We start from the raw sequence: 18,623 nt of genomic DNA on the forward strand, positions 1-18,623 counted from the left end.
GGTGGTGTGAGAGGTCGGATAATCAATTAATGGTTATCCTCCTACTCGATTTTAAAAGTAAGTTTCTAAAAAAGTGAAAATCGTGTTACTAAATGCTTTATCCATAGTTGGGTCAGTGGCATACTCAGGTAAGCAGATAAAGTGTGCATCACCTTCTCTGATAAAAGTCTCCACATTATTAGGTGCAACACGCATGAGACGTTCAAAGCTTGAATAAGGAACCTGAGAATCTTGCGTAGAATGCATGAGTAAGGTGGGTCTGTTATTTAACTTTTTCATAGCATTTAGTGGCGTAAACTTTAAGTTATTAAAGCCATATGTAAAGCCAAGATAAGCATTAATAAAAGGTTTATCGAGAGCTGTAAAGAAGTCTGGCACGCCAAAGCGCTTCATTTGGTCTGTGAAAACATCTGTCCAAGAAGAATAAGCAGAACAACTAATTACACCATCAATTTCAGGAATTTCTCCTGTAGCAATTAAGGCCGTTGCACCCCCCATAGAGGTACCAAAGACAATGATAGGTAAATCTTTAAGCTTATCATCTTCTAATATAAAATCAACGCCTGCTTTCACATCCCGCCATTCTTTCATACCTAAGCAGACAATATTTCCTTCACTATCGCCGTGGGAACGCATTTCAATTAATAAACTATCATATCCATAATCAGCAAACATTTTAGCGTAACTAAAAAATTCGGTAACTGAAGGGCTTTGGATTCCTGAAAGTAAAATAATAGTTCCTTTGGTGTTTTCAGCTTCTACATGCCAAGCAGCAAGATGTAATTGGTCAGTTGTTTCTAAACTAATGGAACTAGCATCCAGCCCATAACTACTAGGGCTACATATCTCAACATCCATATGTTTATGTGCCATTTCATTAATCATAGTGCTAGGGATTAAAAATAATAACAATATAAATCCCAGAATTAAAATGCCTAAAATAACAAGTAAAACTTTTTTCCATCGCATTTTTTTAGCCATAATATTTCCCCTTTAAAATAGTATAGATTTCACTTTTATAGAATTTAGTTATTCATTAGGTTATAGCTATGTGAAAAACCTATTTATGTGATGTATCATTTAAAGTTATAGTTGGCTTCTCTATAGCTCAAACAAAAGCTTAAAAAATAAGACAAAATAGTTTTAAAACATAATAATATTGTATCATATTAAAGGCGAAATTAAAAAGACTGCATCTATATCTCTATTTAAAATATATATTTTTAATCTGCCAACCATTTTCATTGACATAGAGTGTAATATCTGCAATGAAGTTACCTTCTTCAGGAATAGCATCATCATTCCAAAGTGTACTTGAGATAGATTTTGTGCCGAAGTTAGCGACTACCTCAGAGATGCGATAAGTTTTGGCGTACTTCGTTGAAACACTTATCGTAGCATTTTTTACTAAAATAATAGGGGCACTATTGCCTGCACCGCAAGGTAGGAAGTAACGTAGTTGCGTTTCAAGCTTTAAAAAATCATAATCATGTGCATCTTCAATATATTTATCCACATAAACTTTAGGGGTCTTATCGTAGTCTGTGAGTGTACTTGCAGCATTTACAGCAGCAGCGAAAGCTTCAATTTGTTCAATTGAAGTGGCTTTAAGGCCGCATGCCATAGGGTGACCACCTCCACCATCAATAAGATGAAGGAAGGGTTTAAAGCTTTGGAACATATCATATTCTTCGATAGAACGTCCTGAGCCTTTGTAAGTTCCATGAATCGTTTTAGCAAATACAACAGTTGGACGATAATATTTTTCTTTGATTTTACCAGCTACTAGCCCCACAACACTTTCATGAGCTGTTTCATCAATTTGAATAATAATATCAGGTAGTTCACTAATACGAGAGACCTTTTCATCTACTCTGGCGATAGAATCCATTTCTTCTTCTTGACGACGTTTATTAAGATCATCTAAATGTTTTTTAGAAAGGACGAGGTCGTTGTAATCTTTTTTCATTAAATATTGCAAAGCAGTTTCAGCACTTTCTAGACGACCACAGGCATTAAGACGTGGTCCGATTTGGAAACCTAATGTACCTACAGAAATACGAGAGTTAATAATTGTTGCCGCAGGAATTGCATTTTGATTTAATGCACTAAGGCCTGTTTTAACCATATGTCTGTTTTCGCCAACGAGAGGCGCCACATCACAAACGGTACCTAATGCTACAAGGGACTGAATACGTGCAATAAGGGCAGGACTAGGTTTGACCTTAAAATGTGAGAGAAGTGCTTGGCCTAATTTGTAGGCAATGCCAACACCAGCTAAGGTTTTATAAGGGTAAGCACAGTCTTCTTGATGTGGATTAATGGTAGCATCTGCATTAGGAAGGATGGCAGGTAATTCGTGGTGATCAGTAATAATAACTGTCATGCCTAAGGATTTAGCATGAGCGACAGCTTCAGTAGCAGAAATACCATTATCTACGGTGATAATAAGTTTTACACCAGCACGATGCGCCGCCTCTACAATGCTAGGATTAAGTCCATAGCCATCAGTTTCGCGAACAGGAAGGTAGTGATCCATGTGTGGATAATTTAGAGCCTCAAATACAGAAAGTAATACATATGTACTTGTGACACCATCCACGTCATAATCGCCAACGACACGTATTTTTTCATTACGTGACATAGCTTCCTCAATAAGCTTAACGGCAAGATGAATATCTTTAAGTCCATCAAAATGCTTAGGGCGTTTGGTCCCTATAATATATTCTTTTACTTCATGTAAATCAAAGTTATTACGTTCACAAATAATTGCCGCAATGAAATCGTATAAGTCATAAGTTGCAGCAACTTCTTGTATGATGTCAACTTGCTGCGGTGTATAGTTCTTTTGGGCATGTTCTAAAATAGCTTTCATACAAATCTCCTATCTAATAGTCATAAAGGTATTGTAGTCCATAGAAAACATAAATGCTAGTACTAAAATTTAGAAAGGATACTTAAAAAAGTACTAAACAAAATATAGATTAAAAAAATTTGCAAGGGTATAAATATTTTATGTAAACATGACGAAAATAATAGATGTGTATAATTTAAAGTGATGTAGGAGGATAAGATGACTTTTAAATGAAATTTTGATGCATTTAAGGCACAAGAGTATTATGTTCAAGCTGTTAAAGAAAAAAACATTGCTAATAATATACCTGGAATGAACATGAAACAGGTAAATAGCAATAAGCTTAAGATAGAAATAGACGAAATAGCTATCGATAGCATTAAGATTTCAAATATAGATAGGATCCAGCAGGCAGATATATCAGGGGTGTTTAAAGTAATCTATAAGGAAGGATTACCTGAATACTTAACAGAAACGGAGACTGAACTGAATACAGTCTATAAAAGAGAAATGGAAATCAAAGTGGAAAGAGAAGGGGATAACTGGAAGATATCTCAAGCTTCAATATATCCAAAAGAAAAAGCGTAGGAAAAGGTAGTGGAGGAAAGAGCATGAATGAACAAAATAGCAATAAAGCTGCCAATAAAAGTTTATTATTAAGAATCATTACTGTACTGACTATTATTATAGTAACAATCTGTACAACGTTAGGTGCAATTAGTTACAATAAATCAGCCAACTTAAATAGTTAGGCATATATTGATTTAATTCATAAGGATATAGAATTTTTAAATAAAACGTTAGGTGACATATTAGAAAATACAAAGCGTAATGCACATCTTATTGAGAACTATGAATATATAAAGGAAGATTTAACGGCGGAAGATATTGATAAAATTAATACATATTTTGCATTTTTAATAGAAAATAGTCCAGAAATTATTAATATCATTTACTGTACAGATGAAACAATTTATATGTATCCACCAAGTGATTATGCAGATGGGAAAAAACCAAAAGAACTAAGTTGGTACACTAGTCGCGTTAATCAAGATGGATATATGTGGGAACCGCCTTATATTGATGCTGCAACAGGTGAGTGGGTTATTTCTTTATTCAAATCCATTAAAAAAGATGGGAAAACTTTAGGCCTTTTAGAATTAGATATTTCACTAGGACAAATTGAAGAGGTACTTGCTGAAGTTAATACAGGTGAGATTGGGCATATGATGCTTGTAGATGAAGCAGGCATTATCCAACATCATAAAAATAAAGAGATGATTGGCATGAGTATACCAGATGAGGAATTATTAGACTTTACGGTAGCAAATGAGTCAGGTGAATTAGAATATCAGTCTATGAGTGAGAAAAAGATTGTAAGCTTTAAGTCATTAACATCTACAGAAGGCACTTTTAACTGGAAGGCAGTAGGGGTGTTATCTAAAGTAGGCGTAGCACGATTAAGTAGGGATTTATTAATCAGTACAGCACTTACAACACTTTTACTTACAATTGTTGGGATTGTCATAAGTAGTATAGGTATGAAATACATCATTAGAAGATTAAAAGACTTCTCAGAGCAGTTTGAGAAAATGGGAGAAGGTTATTTAAATATTCAAAGTGATGATAACGGCAAAGATGAAATTGGCCAAATGGCACGTGTATTTAATAGCATGATTCATAAATTAAATGCTTTAATAAAGACTACAAAAGCAACTTGTACAGAGCTTCTAGAAAAATTTGTAGAAATAAAAGGCGTTTCAGAAAGAACAATTTCTACCTCTAATGAAATCTCAAATGCCATTGAGAATGTATCAAATGGTTCTTCAGAGCAGGTTAGACAAACAGATGAAATGGTAGAGCATTTTGATGAACTTTCAAGTGCCATGACACATATTACAGATTCAATTCATGAGGTAAATGAATTATTTGGGCAGGCAAAACAGATTAATGACGCAGGAATGGAAGTAGTAGACCATCTTGTAAAAATTACTGAGCAGACTAATGAATCAACACAACATGTGAAGGATACAATTTATGCTATCAATAAAAGTTCTATTGAAATTGATTCTATTGTAGAAACTATCAATTCTATTTCTTCACAGACCAATTTACTTGCATTAAATGCTAGTATTGAAGCTGCACGTGCAGGTGAAAGTGGTAAAGGATTTGCTGTTGTTGCTGAAGAGGTTAGAAAACTAGCGGAACAAGCTGGGGACTCAGCAGGTGAGATTAGAAGTCTTATTGACCGTGTTAAAGAGCAGACAATGAGTGCTGTAAAAGAAATTGAGGAAACAAGAAATACAGTGGAAGCACAAAATGAAGCTGTTAAAAATACAGGAAATTCATTTGAAGCTATTTCAGTATCTATTGAAAATCTATCTTCCAATGTGGCACAAATTGATTTACTTAATAGAGAGATGATTACTATTAAAGGTAAGATGTTTGAAATTATTCAAAATGTAGCCAATACAGCCAAGGATACATCGAAATCAACAGATGAGATGTCGGCATATATAGAAGAACAGCTTGCAACAATGACAGAGATTATTGAAATGTTAAATGCCTCTTCAATTACGGCAACTGAGCTTAGTGAATCAATTAAAATGTTTAAAACTGAATAAAGGCTTTAGATATTATATCTTTATACGTTATATAAAAAAACGTTATATAGAAGGACGTTATATAGTTATATAGAAGGACGTTATTATAGAAAGAAAGGACATGCAACTTTTTGAGAAGCATGTCCTTTTATGATATATTTAGTAGAATATGTATATATTTTTTTACAGGGGGAGTTGAAAGTCTTAAAAAGGTATATTATAATGACAAGGAACAAATAAGTAAGAACATTATACAACTTCAGACAAGAAGTCTGCATATAATGGTTAATAAGAAAACAGCTATACAAATAAAAGCAATGAAGGAAAGAGTATTATATAAGGCTATGTCAGAGAATAATCCATTTGGCTGCGAGGATTTCATAGAACTCATATAAGAAGTGCATTCTGGAGCTAAATATGTGAGCAAAGTTTTTAAGCATTATGGTTAGAAATGCTTAGGCTAGCATATTTCGTAGACCTGCGTTAAAGGTGAGAGATGAAGCAGAAAATTATTTTAAGGCTGCTTTAATCAGAGTGGAACCGCGAGACACCTTGCCTCTGAATATGGAGGGAGGGCTTTTTTTATGCCAAAAATTACTTCTTATAAATTACTTAGGATGGATATGGCTTAAGTAATAGAATGGAGGATTATGATGGGAATAATAAGAGAAGAAATACGAGTTATTAAAGAAAGGGACCCTGCAATTAAAAGTAGTGCAGAGGTACTTTTATATCCTTGTTTTTATGCTATTTTGTTTCATAGATTAGGTCATTTCTTTTATAAACATAAATGGTTCTTTATAGCAAGGCTTATTTCGCAGATTAGTAGAGGTTTAACAGGAATAGAGATTCACCCAGGTGCTAAGATTGGTAAGGGGTTATTTATTGACCATGGTATGGGCGTTGTCATTGGGGAAACTTGTGAGATAGGTGATAATGTTACAATTTATCATGGGGTAACATTAGGCGGAACAGGTAAGGATCATGGTAAACGTCATCCTACTATTGGTAATAATGTTATGATAAGTACAGGTGCTAAGGTATTAGGTCCCTTTAAAGTTGGGGATAATTCACGTATAGCAGCCAATGCCGTTGTACTTCAAGAAGTACCAGAAGATAGTACAGTAGTAGGTATACCAGGTAAGGTAGTAAGAATACAAGGCAAACGTGTAGACCCTTGCAAAGAATTAGACCAAGTAGATGTACCAGACCCTATCAAAATGGAACTTTGCAGGATGAATAGTCGCATTAAGGAACTTGAAGAAGTGATTGAAAAGATGAATACACAGCTAGAGACCAATATTAAGTTACAAGAAGAAAATATTCCAGATAATGCTAGTGATGAAATATGTAAGCAGTGTACACAAGATGAGACCTGTTATATGTACTATATTTAAATGTATAATAATGAAGAAAGAGGGATTAAAATGATTAAGATTTATAATACACTTACAAAACAAAAAGAAGAGTTTAAACCAATTGAGCCAAATAAAGTGCGTATGTATGTATGTGGACCAACAGTTTATAACTTAATTCACATTGGAAATGCCAGACCTTATATTGTATTTGATACAGTACGCCGTTACTTTGAAAGTGTGGGATATGATGTAAATTATGTTCAAAACTTTACTGACGTAGATGATAAAATCATTAAAAAGGCTAATGAAGAAAATCGCACAACAGATGAAGTCGTAGAGCAATATATTGCTGAGACACTTAAAGATGTAGGACACCTTAATGTGACACCAGCGACACATCACCCACGTGTTACAGAAGAGATGGATAACATTATTAAAATGATTGAAACACTTATTGAAAAAGGTTTTGCCTATGAAGTAAATGGCACAGTTTACTACAATACAGCAGCCTTTGAAGGTTATGGGAAACTTTCTAAGAAAGTACTTGAAGAATTAGAAGCAGGTCGTAGTGAAAGGGTAACACTTACAGAAGAGAAAAAACATCATATGGACTTTGTGCTTTGGAAACCTAAAAAAGAAGGCGAACCATACTGGGAAAGTCCATGGAGTCAAGGACGTCCAGGATGGCATATTGAATGTTCTGCAATGGCAAAATGCTATTTAGGGGATACAATTGATATCCATGCAGGAGGTGAAGATTTAGTCTTCCCACACCATGAAAATGAAATTGCTCAAAGTGAAGGGGCAAATGGCACAGAATTTGCACATTACTGGATGCATAATGCTTTCTTAAATATTGATAACAAAAAAATGTCTAAATCACTTGGTAACTTCAAAACACTTCGCGATGTAGGTGAAATGTATGGTTATGATGTCGTACGTTTCTTCATGCTTAATGCGCATTATAGAAGTCCACTTAACTTTAGTGCAGACCTTATGGAATCAGCTAAAAGCAGTTTAGAACGTATTAAAAATGCTAAAACAACACTTGAGTTTGCATTAAGTCATAGTCAAAGTGAAACTTTAACAGCAGAAGAAGAAAATCTTCTTAAAGAATTACCAGGCTTTGAAGCGCGTTTCCATGAAGCAATGGAAGATGACTTTAATACAGCTGATGCAATTAGTATCATCTTTGAACTTGTTAAATTTGCAAATACTTATGCTAAAGAAGGTGCTTCAAAACAATTCGTTAAAGCAGTACTTGACTTATTCAACAAATTAAACGATATATTAGGTTTATTATATGCTCAAAAAGGCGATACTGAAGATGGCTTAAGTGATGCAGAAATCGAAGAGTATATTGAAAAACGTAAAGCAGCTAAAAAGGCAAAAGACTTTGCAGAAGCTGACCGTATTCGTGAGTTCTTAAAAGATAGTGGCGTTTTAATTGAAGATACTAGAGAAGGTGTACGCTATAAAAGAGTGTAGGAGATAATATGAAAAATACAGTAGTAGAAAAATTGCTAGAAGTAACATCAGGGCCAATGTGCCATAAGGCAAATAGTTATTCACCATTGGCACTAGCATATATTGGTGATGGTGTATATGAAATGTTTGTGCGTACTTATGTCATCAACAAAGGAAATGCACCTGTTAATAAAATGCATAAGGCTTCTAGAGAACTCGTAAGAGCTAGTGCACAAGCTAAGATTTATTACCTTATTGAAGAAGCTTTAACAGAAAATGAGATGGCTGTTTTAAAAAGAGGCCGTAATGCGAAAAGCATTTCAGTGCCTAAAAATGGTGATGTTACAGAATACAGACATGCCACAGGTTTAGAAGCCCTCATTGGATACTTGTATATAGATGGACAAATTGAGCGTATTAAAGAGCTAATTGACTTAGGCCTTAGACGACTTCATGAAGCAGAGACAAAATAAAAGGCTTAAAAAAGGAGAAACAATAATGACAAAAGGTAAACATATGCCAAAGGGTAAAAAAGAAGGTTTTAGAGAAAGCGTTAAAGAAGAAAGCTTCAGAAAAGATAACTTCAAGAAAGATAATTCCAAAAAAGAAGGTTTTAAAAAAGGTGGTTTTAAAAGAAATCGCTTTGAAGAAGAAAACGTTGAACCAGTAGAAATTGATGAAAATGTACTCTTCGGTAGAAATGCAGTAATTGAAGCCTTAAAAGGTGAAAGAACAATTGATAAAATCCTTGTTCAAAAAGGTGAAAAAGAAGGTTCAGTTATTAAAATCATCAGTGGGGCAAAAGCTAAAAATATCGTAGTTCAAGAAGTAGAAAAATCTAAACTTGATGAACTTACAGGACGCGAAAAACATCAAGGTGTTGTAGCTTATGTAGCAGCACATGAATATGTAAGTGTAGAAGAGATTTTAGAATATGCAAGATCAAAAGGAGAGCAACCTTTCGTTCTTATCTTAGAAAATATTCAAGATCCACATAACTTAGGTGCAATTATCCGTACAGCGCATACAGCTGGTGTACATGGTATCATTATTCCTAAGAGAAGAGCAGTAGGCCTTACAGGTACTGTTGCTAAATCTTCAGCAGGTGCCTTAGAGCATACTAAAGTAGCAAAAGTAAGCAATATCCAACAGACAATCAAGGAACTTAAAGAAGAAGGCTTATGGATTGCTTGTGCAGATATGGGTGGTAAAACATTATTTGAAGAAGACCTTACAGGTCCAATCGGTATCGTAGTGGGCAGTGAAGGGGAAGGAATCTCTAGACTTACACGTGAAAATTGCGACTATATTGTAAGTGTACCGATGTATGGCAAAGTAACATCGCTTAATGCTTCAGTAGCAGCAAGCATTATGGTTTATGAAGTTGTAAGACAAAGAAATTTTAAATAAAGACATGAGAGTGGCTGTAGCAAAGAATTCATAATTTGTTACAGCCACTTTTGCTATTATATAGATTTCACATTTATAAATTGTAGTTATTCATGATTTTTAGTCATGTGAAATCATTGAGAGAAACCAATTTACCTACACGTATATTTCAAGGTTTTAGTTGGTTTCTCCCTGTATATATAGTTAAAATATACAAAATTTATAAAAAACTATATACAAATGGCAATAAATTCCGAAATATAGACGATTAGTTAAATAGATTAAGGGGGGATGAATGTGAGGCATAAATTAGGGGGGCAACAAAGAGTCACATTAATGTTAGTAGTTTCTCTTATATTACAACTATTTGCAGGAATGAATGTTTATGCTGAAGGCAGTAGTATAGTAACAAAACATTTAGGAGGAATGACGGCTATTATTAATGAAATCGTACTTAAGGATAATCAGACGAATGAAGAGAAAACGCAAGAAAACATTGGAAATGATAAAGAAAATGCCATTACAAATGATGAAATAGTTAATGTTTATTATAAAATACATTTAGATAATCCTATGGATTATACAACTGGAGAAGCACTTGTAATTGAATTACCAGAAGCATTAAAAGTAAATACAACTGAAGAAACGTATATGAGTAGAATCATAGCAAGTAGCGAAGATGGCGGGGATAAAGTAGAAATAGGAACATGTGAAATAGATAAGACGACAGGTAAAGGAAATATTAGATTTTATGACAAAATAAAAGCGATAGATGTTGATTTTATGGATATTACAGTAGGAATTCAAACAATAGCTCATGTAGAAGCAGGAAATAATGAAGATGAAATTATTAAATTACCTTTTATAATAGAAGAAGTCAAAATAGAAGTACCTGTTTATATGAAAAAGACTGGGGATAATCCGGGTTCAAATACGGAAGTACCTACTATTGAAAAATCTTGTGTAGGATTTGATGCATCCACAGGAGAAATGATATGGGAAATCAATATACAAGGTGGAACAGAGGATGTTTCCAATATAAGACTTGTAGATTATTTCGACGAAACGCAAATGGAATTTAAGAAGGCATATTGGGAGGGTGATACAACTGCATTAAAAACAGAAAAAAATTATGTGCAAGATAATACACGTACACTAGAAATAAATATAGGAGATGTGTTAGCTAGAAAAAAGAAAACCCTATTCATTACAACAGTAGTTAAAAATAGTGCATTAACAAAAGAAGAGGCAGGTAAGATGCATAGCTTCACGAATAATGCAAAGCTAATAGACCAAGCTGGGGATGATTTGACGCCTGAAGTAAAGGCGATGCAAGATGTTAAAGTAGAATGGATTAGTAAGGATGGAAATACAGAGGCAGCAGGTGTACGCACAATTAGTTGGAAGGTTAAAATTAATGCCATACATAGTAATATAGGTGGATATATTGTAACGGATAAGCTACCCAAAGGATTAGAATTAGTAACAGATAGTGTGAAACTAAGAAGAGCTGATGGCACCGCAGTTGAGTTTGGAAGCGTTCAACAAGGGGGAATATAGCTGAGGGAGAGTATATTTATAAGCCGTATAATTTAGAGCAGACGGAACATGTAAAATATAGTAAGGAAGGACTTACAATAGATGAGGATATAACCTATATTGGAGAATTACAATATCAATTTCCAGGGGAAGCGGATTATACAAGTTATGAACTTACTTATGAAACTAAAGTGACAGCAAGTAGTATTGAAAATGTTAATAAGAAGGCGATGTTTTATAATTATGCAGCACTAGGTGATGGAAAAGATATTTTACAATATGATTATGAAGGAGTAGGCTATGAACCTAACCTTATTGAAAAAACAGGAGAATATAGCAGAAGTAATCATACAGCCACATGGACAATTACAGTGAATAAAAGTTGCTTGAGCATAAAGGATAGTAAGGTTATAGATGATATTCCTGAGGAATTCGAATTAAAAGAAGATAGTGTTCGAATAAAAGTGGCGGGAGAAGCGGACAGAGTAATTGGTAGGGAAAAATCTATAATTGATGACGATATAAGTGCCTATTATACATTAGAGGGTCAAAAATTAACGATTAATTTTATTGGAGAAATGAAAAAAAGTTATGAGGTTGTTTTTGACACACCTATAAAAGAAAGTAATAAAAAACTGTATACAACGAATTTAGGAACAATTAAACGTGTAAATGAAGCAATACTATATGATAGTAATGAAAAATCTTTGACAGAAGAGCCTGAAAAATGTGAACTAGAAATAAAAAGTTGGATGACAGATAAGATTGGTGCCACATATAATTATGCGACGAGAGAAATAACTTGGCTTATACATGTAAATTATAATGCCATGTCCATCACAAATGCTAGAGTAAAAGATATAATCCCTGCTGGGCAAAGGTATGTTGAAAATTCTATGAAAATAAAGGCAGGGTCTAATAATTATGAGAAGATGAAAGATGTAAGTATAAGTGATATTGTGCCTAGTATTACTTTAGAAGATAAGGAAGAAGAAGTCCTGCTAAATATAGGGATAGGAAATATAAGTAAGACTTATACAATAATGTATAAGACAGAGTTGACAGAGGAATATGCTAAACAACTATTAGCCACAACAGGTCACAAAGTAGTTGAAAATACAGCTATATTATATGGTGATGAAATTGTAGAAGAAGGGGTAAAAGCTAAGGGGACTCAAGAAATCAATAGCGAGCTCCTGAGCAAAACAGGCGTGCAAGATGCAACGAATGAGCCTATTAAGTGGACCATTACAATTAATAAAAATCAAAAGCTATTAGATCATATAGCAGTGATAGACACATTAGAAAGTGGATTGAGCTTAGAGACGGACAGCATACATTTATATTTAATGAATGTGACTGAAGATGGGACGCTAACAGTTAAAGAAGAAGTCTCATTGAAAGATAATGATGCTTATAAGCTAGTATATGATAATGAAATGAATAAACTAGAATTTAGTTTTTTGCAACCTATTGCGCGGTGTTATCAACTTGTTTTTGAGACGGAAGTAATAGATGAAAATCCTGCAAGCAGTTATTCAAACACAGCTTATATAAGTGGTAGTGGTATTGAAGGAGAACAAGAAGCTAATAGTGATAAGGTAGATACAACGTTTATTAACTCAGGTGGTACTATGGGGAAGGTGCGAGGCAGCGTTGAGATAACTAAAGTAGATAAAGACAATCCAACGCAAGTGCTTTCTGGTGCAGTATTTAGGCTTATTGACTATAATGGTTATATTCAGGGGGAAAAGGCTACTGATGAAAATGGAAAAGTGAGATTTGATAATCTAAGATTGAACAAGGCATATACAGTTCAAGAAGTAAGTTCACCAGAAGGATATAAATTAGAAGAAGAACCCATTATAGTTAAGCTTACTGAAAAAGGAGAAGTAAAATATTATAGTTTCACAAATAGCAAAAAAGTATATAATATACAATTTAAAAAAGTAAATGAAGAAGGAGAAGGGTTACAAAGTGCCCGATTTGAGTTATATAGTAGTGAGAAGTTAACGCAAGTTATAGGGACGGGAACAAGTGACTCTAAGGGGAATGTAAGTATTGAGGGGATTACTTTTGGTGAGTATATTTTAAAAGAAATAGCTGCACCAAGCCATTATGTAAAGGATGAAGGAAGTTATAGCGTAGTTGTGGCTAAAGATGGTAGCTATGTCATTAAGAATAGTGAAGGTGAGACTGTTACAACGATAATTAATAAACAACAAGAAACACCTTCTGGCGGCGGTGGTGCACCAAGTCCAAGCCCAAGTCCAAGTCCAAGCCCAAGTCGACCAGTAACGATAGTGACTAAGGGAGATGAACCAGTAACGGAAATTGAAGAAGGTATAAACCTTCAGCAATCAGAGGAGGCTACCGTTAATAACAATGAAAACCAAGGCAATAGAGATGAGAAGGTAGAAGCTAGTTTGGAAGATATAGATAATGGCGGAAGAAATAGTTTGAATCCACAAGAATTAAATAGCCAGGCGTTAGAAGGCAATTGCTTACAGTGTGTCAATGAAGAAGAATTGCCTAAGCTGGGGGATAACATTACACTAAAGTTTATTATTTTATTAGGTGGCATAATGATTTTAACGGGTAGTGGATTATTAAGTTATAGAAGAAAGTATTATAAATAAAAGTATTGTAAAAAGGCCTTAGAAAAGAGATTCTAAGACCTTTTTTAATGTTTTTCTACAGTATGCCAGTATATAACTTGCAAAAGAACTTTTTAAAATATATAAAAAAACAAGCTATTTGTACAAAAATGTGCTTTTGTGTACTAAAAATTATATCTTGTCAATATAGTATAGAGAAACCAACTATACTTCTAAATTATAAATTCCATAAATAGGTTTTTCCAAATGATTTCACATTGCTAAAAACTATGGATAACTAAAATTTATAGAGAAACCAACTAAAAACTTGAAATATACATGTAGGTAAATAAGTTTCTCTTAATGATTTCACATGACTAAAAAGCATGAATAACTAAAATTTATAAATGTGAAATCTATATAGAGAAACTAACTAAAAACTTGAAATATACATGAAGGTAAATAGGTTTCTCTTAATGATTTCACATTGCTAAAAATTATGGATAACTAAAATTTATAAATGTGAAATCTATGGATATAACAAAGTAGCAAAATATAGCAAGATAGGGGGGAGCAACATGCAACATGGTACAATAAAGCATTTTAAAAGGCGATGGGTATATCTTGTAGTACTTGCTATGATTTTTCAGCTTATGACAGGTATGGGAATTAGTGCAGAAGCAACAGGTAAGATATTTGTAGGCGGCATGGAAGTGGAAGTAGTGGATATCTCATTGAAAGATGAACATAATCAGCTCATTGGAACAGCAGAAAATCCAATTACAACCAACTCAACAATATCAGTAGCTTATCAGTTTAAATTAGATAAGTGTAAGGAAATCAGTACTAATCAGGCAATCAAAGTTAAATTACCAGAGGTTCTTAAACTTATTAAAGATGAGAATATTGTTTTGAGAGTGGAAGATGAAGAACAGAACATAAAAGAAGTGGGTATATGCGAATTTAAGGCTGAAACTGGTGAGGGGACAATTAGATTTAATGAAGAATTAAAAGCATATGATACAGCGACACTAGGATTTAAGATAGGTGTTAAGATAGATGAGAGTGGTATACAAGAGGGGGGGACAAAGAGAGTAGCCTTTGAAGTTGGTACAAAGGAAATTGGTGTGAACCTAACATTTAAGGGCGATGATGAAGGCGATAAAGAGGAGACACCTCCAACTATTGAAAAAAGTGTAGAACAGGTAAATGAAGCAGCAGGCACTATTACTTGGAAGGTTATTGTAAAAGCAGGAAACAAAGGACTTGAAGGTGCCATTGTTAAAGAGAGTTTTAATTGTGATGAACTGACATTTAAGGGTGTAGAAAAAGATGATGAAGCGTATAATGACTATGAAAAACCCATAGAAGTAGATGGACGAACAATTATAAGAATACAAGTTCCTAAATTAAATGCTAATCAGCAATGTATTTTTAGGGTGATAACTGAGATTAATGACAAGGTTTATGACGTAGAGAATAGTTCTAAAGAAATTAAAAATACAGCTTCTCTAGTCGATCGCACAGAATGTAATTTAACAGGAGAAGATGCCACAGCTTCTACAACAATTGTAGTAGAGTGGATTAAAAAGTCAGCAAAACTAGTTGAAACAATACAAAATGGTGAGTATATCAAGAAAATTAACTGGACAGTCACTGTAAATAGTAATCATCGTAATATTGCAGGATGGAATTTTATGGATTACTTGCCTCAGGGAACAGAATTAATGAAAGAGACTGTTAAACTTAATAACAAGACTGTTAAGTTAGATTATGATTCCAATAGTACAGGTAAAATAAGCTACAAAGATAAAAATAATAATATGCAGACATTAACGTATCAGGGAAAGATGACATATAAATTTGGACCACAAGAAGATCATAATACGTATGTATTTACGTATGCTACTAAGATTGTTGATAAGCAGAGTTTGGATATAGGAAAATATATAGAGTATATTAATTATGCTGAATTTACAGGTTTGGGTACGGGAATAGATGAAACAGTGCATAAATATTATGATTGTGCAAGTGGAAAGGTAAGTATAAATGCTACTAAAAAGTTTGGAAGCTATAATAAAGCAAATCATACAATTACTTGGAATGTTATAGTCAATGCTAATAATGTGGAACTAACAAAAGCAAGAATGGTAGATAAGATACCAGCTGGTTTGGCATTAGACCAGAATTCAATAAGTGTAGAAGGAACCAAGATAGGCACCGCAGAAACAGCTATACCTCATACGAGTTTAAAAGCTAGTTATGATGAAAACAAACTAAAGGAAGGGATTTTAGAATGTACAATTAGTGGTCAGTTAACGAAAGAATGCATGATACAATTTGATACAGTAGTAACAGACCCTAATGTATATGGCACTAATAATCCAAAAACAACATATAAGAATAATGTAGATGTTTATACCCAGGATGGAGAAAGCGAGAAAGAGATGCATACGACTGCCTATGCTGTAGTTCCAATCAAGAGCACAGTTATTAATAAGCAGATTGGAAAGTATGATTATGCATCAGGAACAGCCACATGGCTTATTGTTATTAATGAGAGCTGGTTATCAATAAAGAATTTAGTCATAACGGATGTGATACCAAAAGGACAGCAATATGTTGAAGGTTCTTTTAAAATCTTAAGAGGTAAATTTACATATGATGAAACGAAGCAGCAATATAGTAATGGCAAACAAAGTTTAGATAGTGTGACGAATTATGCCTCTAAGCAGCCAGAAATCATTAATGTAGCGGAAGGACAGCAGCTAACGTATAGCTGTGAGGGAACACCTTTAGAGACAATAGATGCTATTTATACAGTTGTTTTAAAAACTAAGATTAATCCAGAGGTAATCTATAAACCAGGAGAGAAAGCGAAGATAAGTAACAAAGCAACTATTACAAGTCCAACGCTTGTTGAAGGCGGTGTTTCAAGTGAAGCAGAGAAGACACTCAATAATAGCTTTGTTTTAAAGAGTGGTAAGCAGGCGAGTATAGATGAGCCTATAGAGTGGAAAATCGTAATTAACCCTAATCAGGTAGCGATAACAGATGTAGTCATAACGGATGTAATTAGTAAAGCTTTAAAATTAGATACAGATAGTATTAAGCTTTATAAGGTAGCCATTACATCAACGGGAGCCATTGATGAGGAGAATAGAGAAGCTGTAGCATTTGATGCTAAGAATGTAACATACCGTGCAGATACAAATACTTTTACATTTAGCTTTGGAAAGGATATTACAATTCATGAATGTTATGAGCTTGTATTTAATACGGATGTTGTGACGATTAAATCAGAAGCTGACTATACGAACACTGTTTCTCTGAAGGGGGCAACCTTGGAAAAAGTAGAAGAGGCAACAAGTGAACCTGTAAAAACTCAGTTTTCAGATAGCTGGGGTAAAGTGACTAAGAAGAAGGGAACAGTAAAGATTCGTAAGATTGATGCAGAAACGGAGAAAGCATTAGTTGGTGCAGAATTTATCTTAAGTGATGGTAAAGTAAGCTTCGTGGCAGAAACGAATGAAGAGGGTGTTGCTCTTTTTGAAGACATTCCTTTAAATAAAGAGTATACAGTAACTGAAAGTAAGGCACCAAGCGGTTATAAGCAGCTTATGGGAGCCCTAGATAAGATTACATTAACCCATGCTGAGACTAGAGAGATAACCGTTGAAAATACACTTATTAAAAATGGTCTAGAGTTTAAAAAGCTAGACCAAGAAGGAAGAGCAGTAGAAGGGGCAGTCTTTAAGTTATACAGTAGCAAAGATGAGAGTAAGAATTGGACTAAGACAAGTGATAAGGATGGTTTAGTAACCTTCACGCAGATTCCATTAGGTAAGTATTTATTAAAAGAAATAGCAGCGCCAACTGGATATATGCTTTCTAATACGATTTACGAGGTGGAAATTAAGAAGGAAGCACCTGCAAGTATTATTGTTCAAGGAGACAGTACATTAACTCAGGTAAGTGAAATAAGAAATGAGTCAATTAGAGGAAGCATAAAAGTTATTAAAGTTAATGAGAGTCAAAAAAACTTAAAGGGTGCTATGATTAGCTTATTAAATAGTGATTACCAGACTATTAGAACGCTAGAGACAGATGAAAATGGTATTGCTTATTTTGAGAATATCCCGTATGGGACTTATTATATTCAAGAAACACAGGCACCGAGTGGCTATCTTTTAATTGAGGGATTACATGAGATTCAGATTCAAGAGAAGGATGAACAAGAACTTATATTAGTTAACAAAACAAAGCCGAAGGATGATGATAAACCAGCGGATAAAGATAAAGATAAAGATGATGGAACAACCACTACTACGCATGAGGAAGAGAAGGGCGATATAGAATATAATGAATATAAGGAAGATAATAAACCTATCACACCACAAGAAGCAGATATTGCCCTTGAAGAAAATAAAGAGAATTACAGTGCAGCGGATCAGTCTGTTAAAGAATATGCAAGTATGAATGATGCACCAGGTTACGCGGCGTGCATTGTATCAGATGATGAAATGTTGCCTAAGACGGGGAGTCATGTCAGGATTCCGCTTGAAATGTTATTCGGTGGTATTTTTATTGGACTAGGTAGTGGTATAAGTTTTTATAGAAGAAAGAAAAAACAATAAGTGGTAAAAGGAGTGTTGTGAGAATCATTAAGGAGCTCACAACGCTCTTTTTAGTGGATAAATTTGTTAATTAGATTAATCAATATAATACATTTGAAAAATTTGAAAATTATGATATATTCAATTGATGACATGAAAAGCTACATATTAGGAAAATTACATTACTTACTTATAAACTA

At 33.9% G+C, this 18,623-nt stretch carries 12 protein-coding genes and 1 other annotated feature; of the genes, 10 read left to right on the forward strand and 2 right to left on the reverse strand.

Annotated elements, in window-relative coordinates:
* Positions 1–51: 51 nt before the first annotated feature.
* Together AC1VAQ_RS12215 and recJ are read right to left on the reverse strand one after the other, a co-directional pair.
* Positions 52–981: an alpha/beta hydrolase gene (locus tag AC1VAQ_RS12215; RefSeq protein WP_302595981.1), complete on the reverse strand. Its 930-nt coding sequence runs from the start codon at positions 979–981 to the stop codon at positions 52–54.
* A gap of 223 nt (positions 982–1,204) precedes the next feature.
* A complete protein-coding gene (recJ, locus tag AC1VAQ_RS12220) occupies positions 1,205–2,875 on the reverse strand; it encodes a single-stranded-DNA-specific exonuclease RecJ (protein ID WP_302595982.1) in 1,671 nt (556 codons plus the stop codon).
* 297 nt (positions 2,876–3,172) lie between these two features.
* Between recJ and AC1VAQ_RS12225 the strand changes: the two genes are divergently transcribed.
* The 10 genes from AC1VAQ_RS12225 (at position 3,173) to AC1VAQ_RS12270 (ending at position 18,444) form a co-directional block, all read left to right on the forward strand.
* Positions 3,173–3,442, forward strand: a complete 270-nt coding sequence (locus AC1VAQ_RS12225; protein WP_302595983.1) for a hypothetical protein — start codon at positions 3,173–3,175, stop codon at positions 3,440–3,442.
* Positions 3,443–3,465: 23 nt separating this feature from the next.
* Complete coding sequence (locus AC1VAQ_RS12230; protein ID WP_302595985.1) at positions 3,466–3,606, forward strand: hypothetical protein; 141 nt, start codon at positions 3,466–3,468, stop codon at positions 3,604–3,606.
* A 27-nt stretch (positions 3,607–3,633) separates the two neighbouring features.
* Complete coding sequence (locus tag AC1VAQ_RS12235) at positions 3,634–5,478, forward strand: methyl-accepting chemotaxis protein (protein WP_330697491.1); 1,845 nt, start codon at positions 3,634–3,636, stop codon at positions 5,476–5,478.
* A gap of 287 nt (positions 5,479–5,765) precedes the next feature.
* Positions 5,766–6,020: a binding site (T-box leader), on the forward strand.
* A gap of 90 nt (positions 6,021–6,110) precedes the next feature.
* The gene (gene epsC / locus AC1VAQ_RS12240; RefSeq protein WP_334306941.1) at positions 6,111–6,854 is read left to right on the forward strand and encodes a serine O-acetyltransferase EpsC; all 744 of its coding nucleotides are present in this window, start codon (positions 6,111–6,113) and stop codon (positions 6,852–6,854) included.
* A gap of 33 nt (positions 6,855–6,887) precedes the next feature.
* The gene (cysS, locus tag AC1VAQ_RS12245; RefSeq protein ID WP_302596122.1) at positions 6,888–8,303 is read left to right on the forward strand and encodes a cysteine--tRNA ligase; all 1,416 of its coding nucleotides are present in this window, start codon (positions 6,888–6,890) and stop codon (positions 8,301–8,303) included.
* Between the two features lie 8 nt (positions 8,304–8,311).
* On the forward strand, positions 8,312–8,755 hold the full coding sequence (locus tag AC1VAQ_RS12250; protein ID WP_302595987.1) for a Mini-ribonuclease 3: 444 nt from the start codon (positions 8,312–8,314) through the stop codon (positions 8,753–8,755).
* A gap of 25 nt (positions 8,756–8,780) precedes the next feature.
* Positions 8,781–9,692, forward strand: a complete 912-nt coding sequence (gene rlmB, locus AC1VAQ_RS12255) for a 23S rRNA (guanosine(2251)-2'-O)-methyltransferase RlmB (protein WP_302595988.1) — start codon at positions 8,781–8,783, stop codon at positions 9,690–9,692.
* 276 nt (positions 9,693–9,968) lie between these two features.
* Positions 9,969–11,231, forward strand: coding sequence for a hypothetical protein (locus tag AC1VAQ_RS12260; RefSeq protein ID WP_302595989.1), 1,263 nt, complete (start codon positions 9,969–9,971; stop codon positions 11,229–11,231).
* A gap of 170 nt (positions 11,232–11,401) precedes the next feature.
* A complete protein-coding gene (locus tag AC1VAQ_RS12265) occupies positions 11,402–13,849 on the forward strand; it encodes a collagen binding domain-containing protein (RefSeq protein ID WP_479903962.1) in 2,448 nt (815 codons plus the stop codon).
* Positions 13,850–14,385: 536 nt separating this feature from the next.
* Positions 14,386–18,444 carry an MSCRAMM family protein gene (locus AC1VAQ_RS12270; RefSeq protein ID WP_302595991.1) on the forward strand — a complete coding sequence of 1,353 codons (4,059 nt, stop codon included), beginning with the start codon at positions 14,386–14,388 and terminating at the stop codon, positions 18,442–18,444.
* Positions 18,445–18,623 lie beyond the last annotated feature (179 nt).

The sequence above is a fragment of the Cellulosilyticum sp. genome (assembly GCF_982396655.1).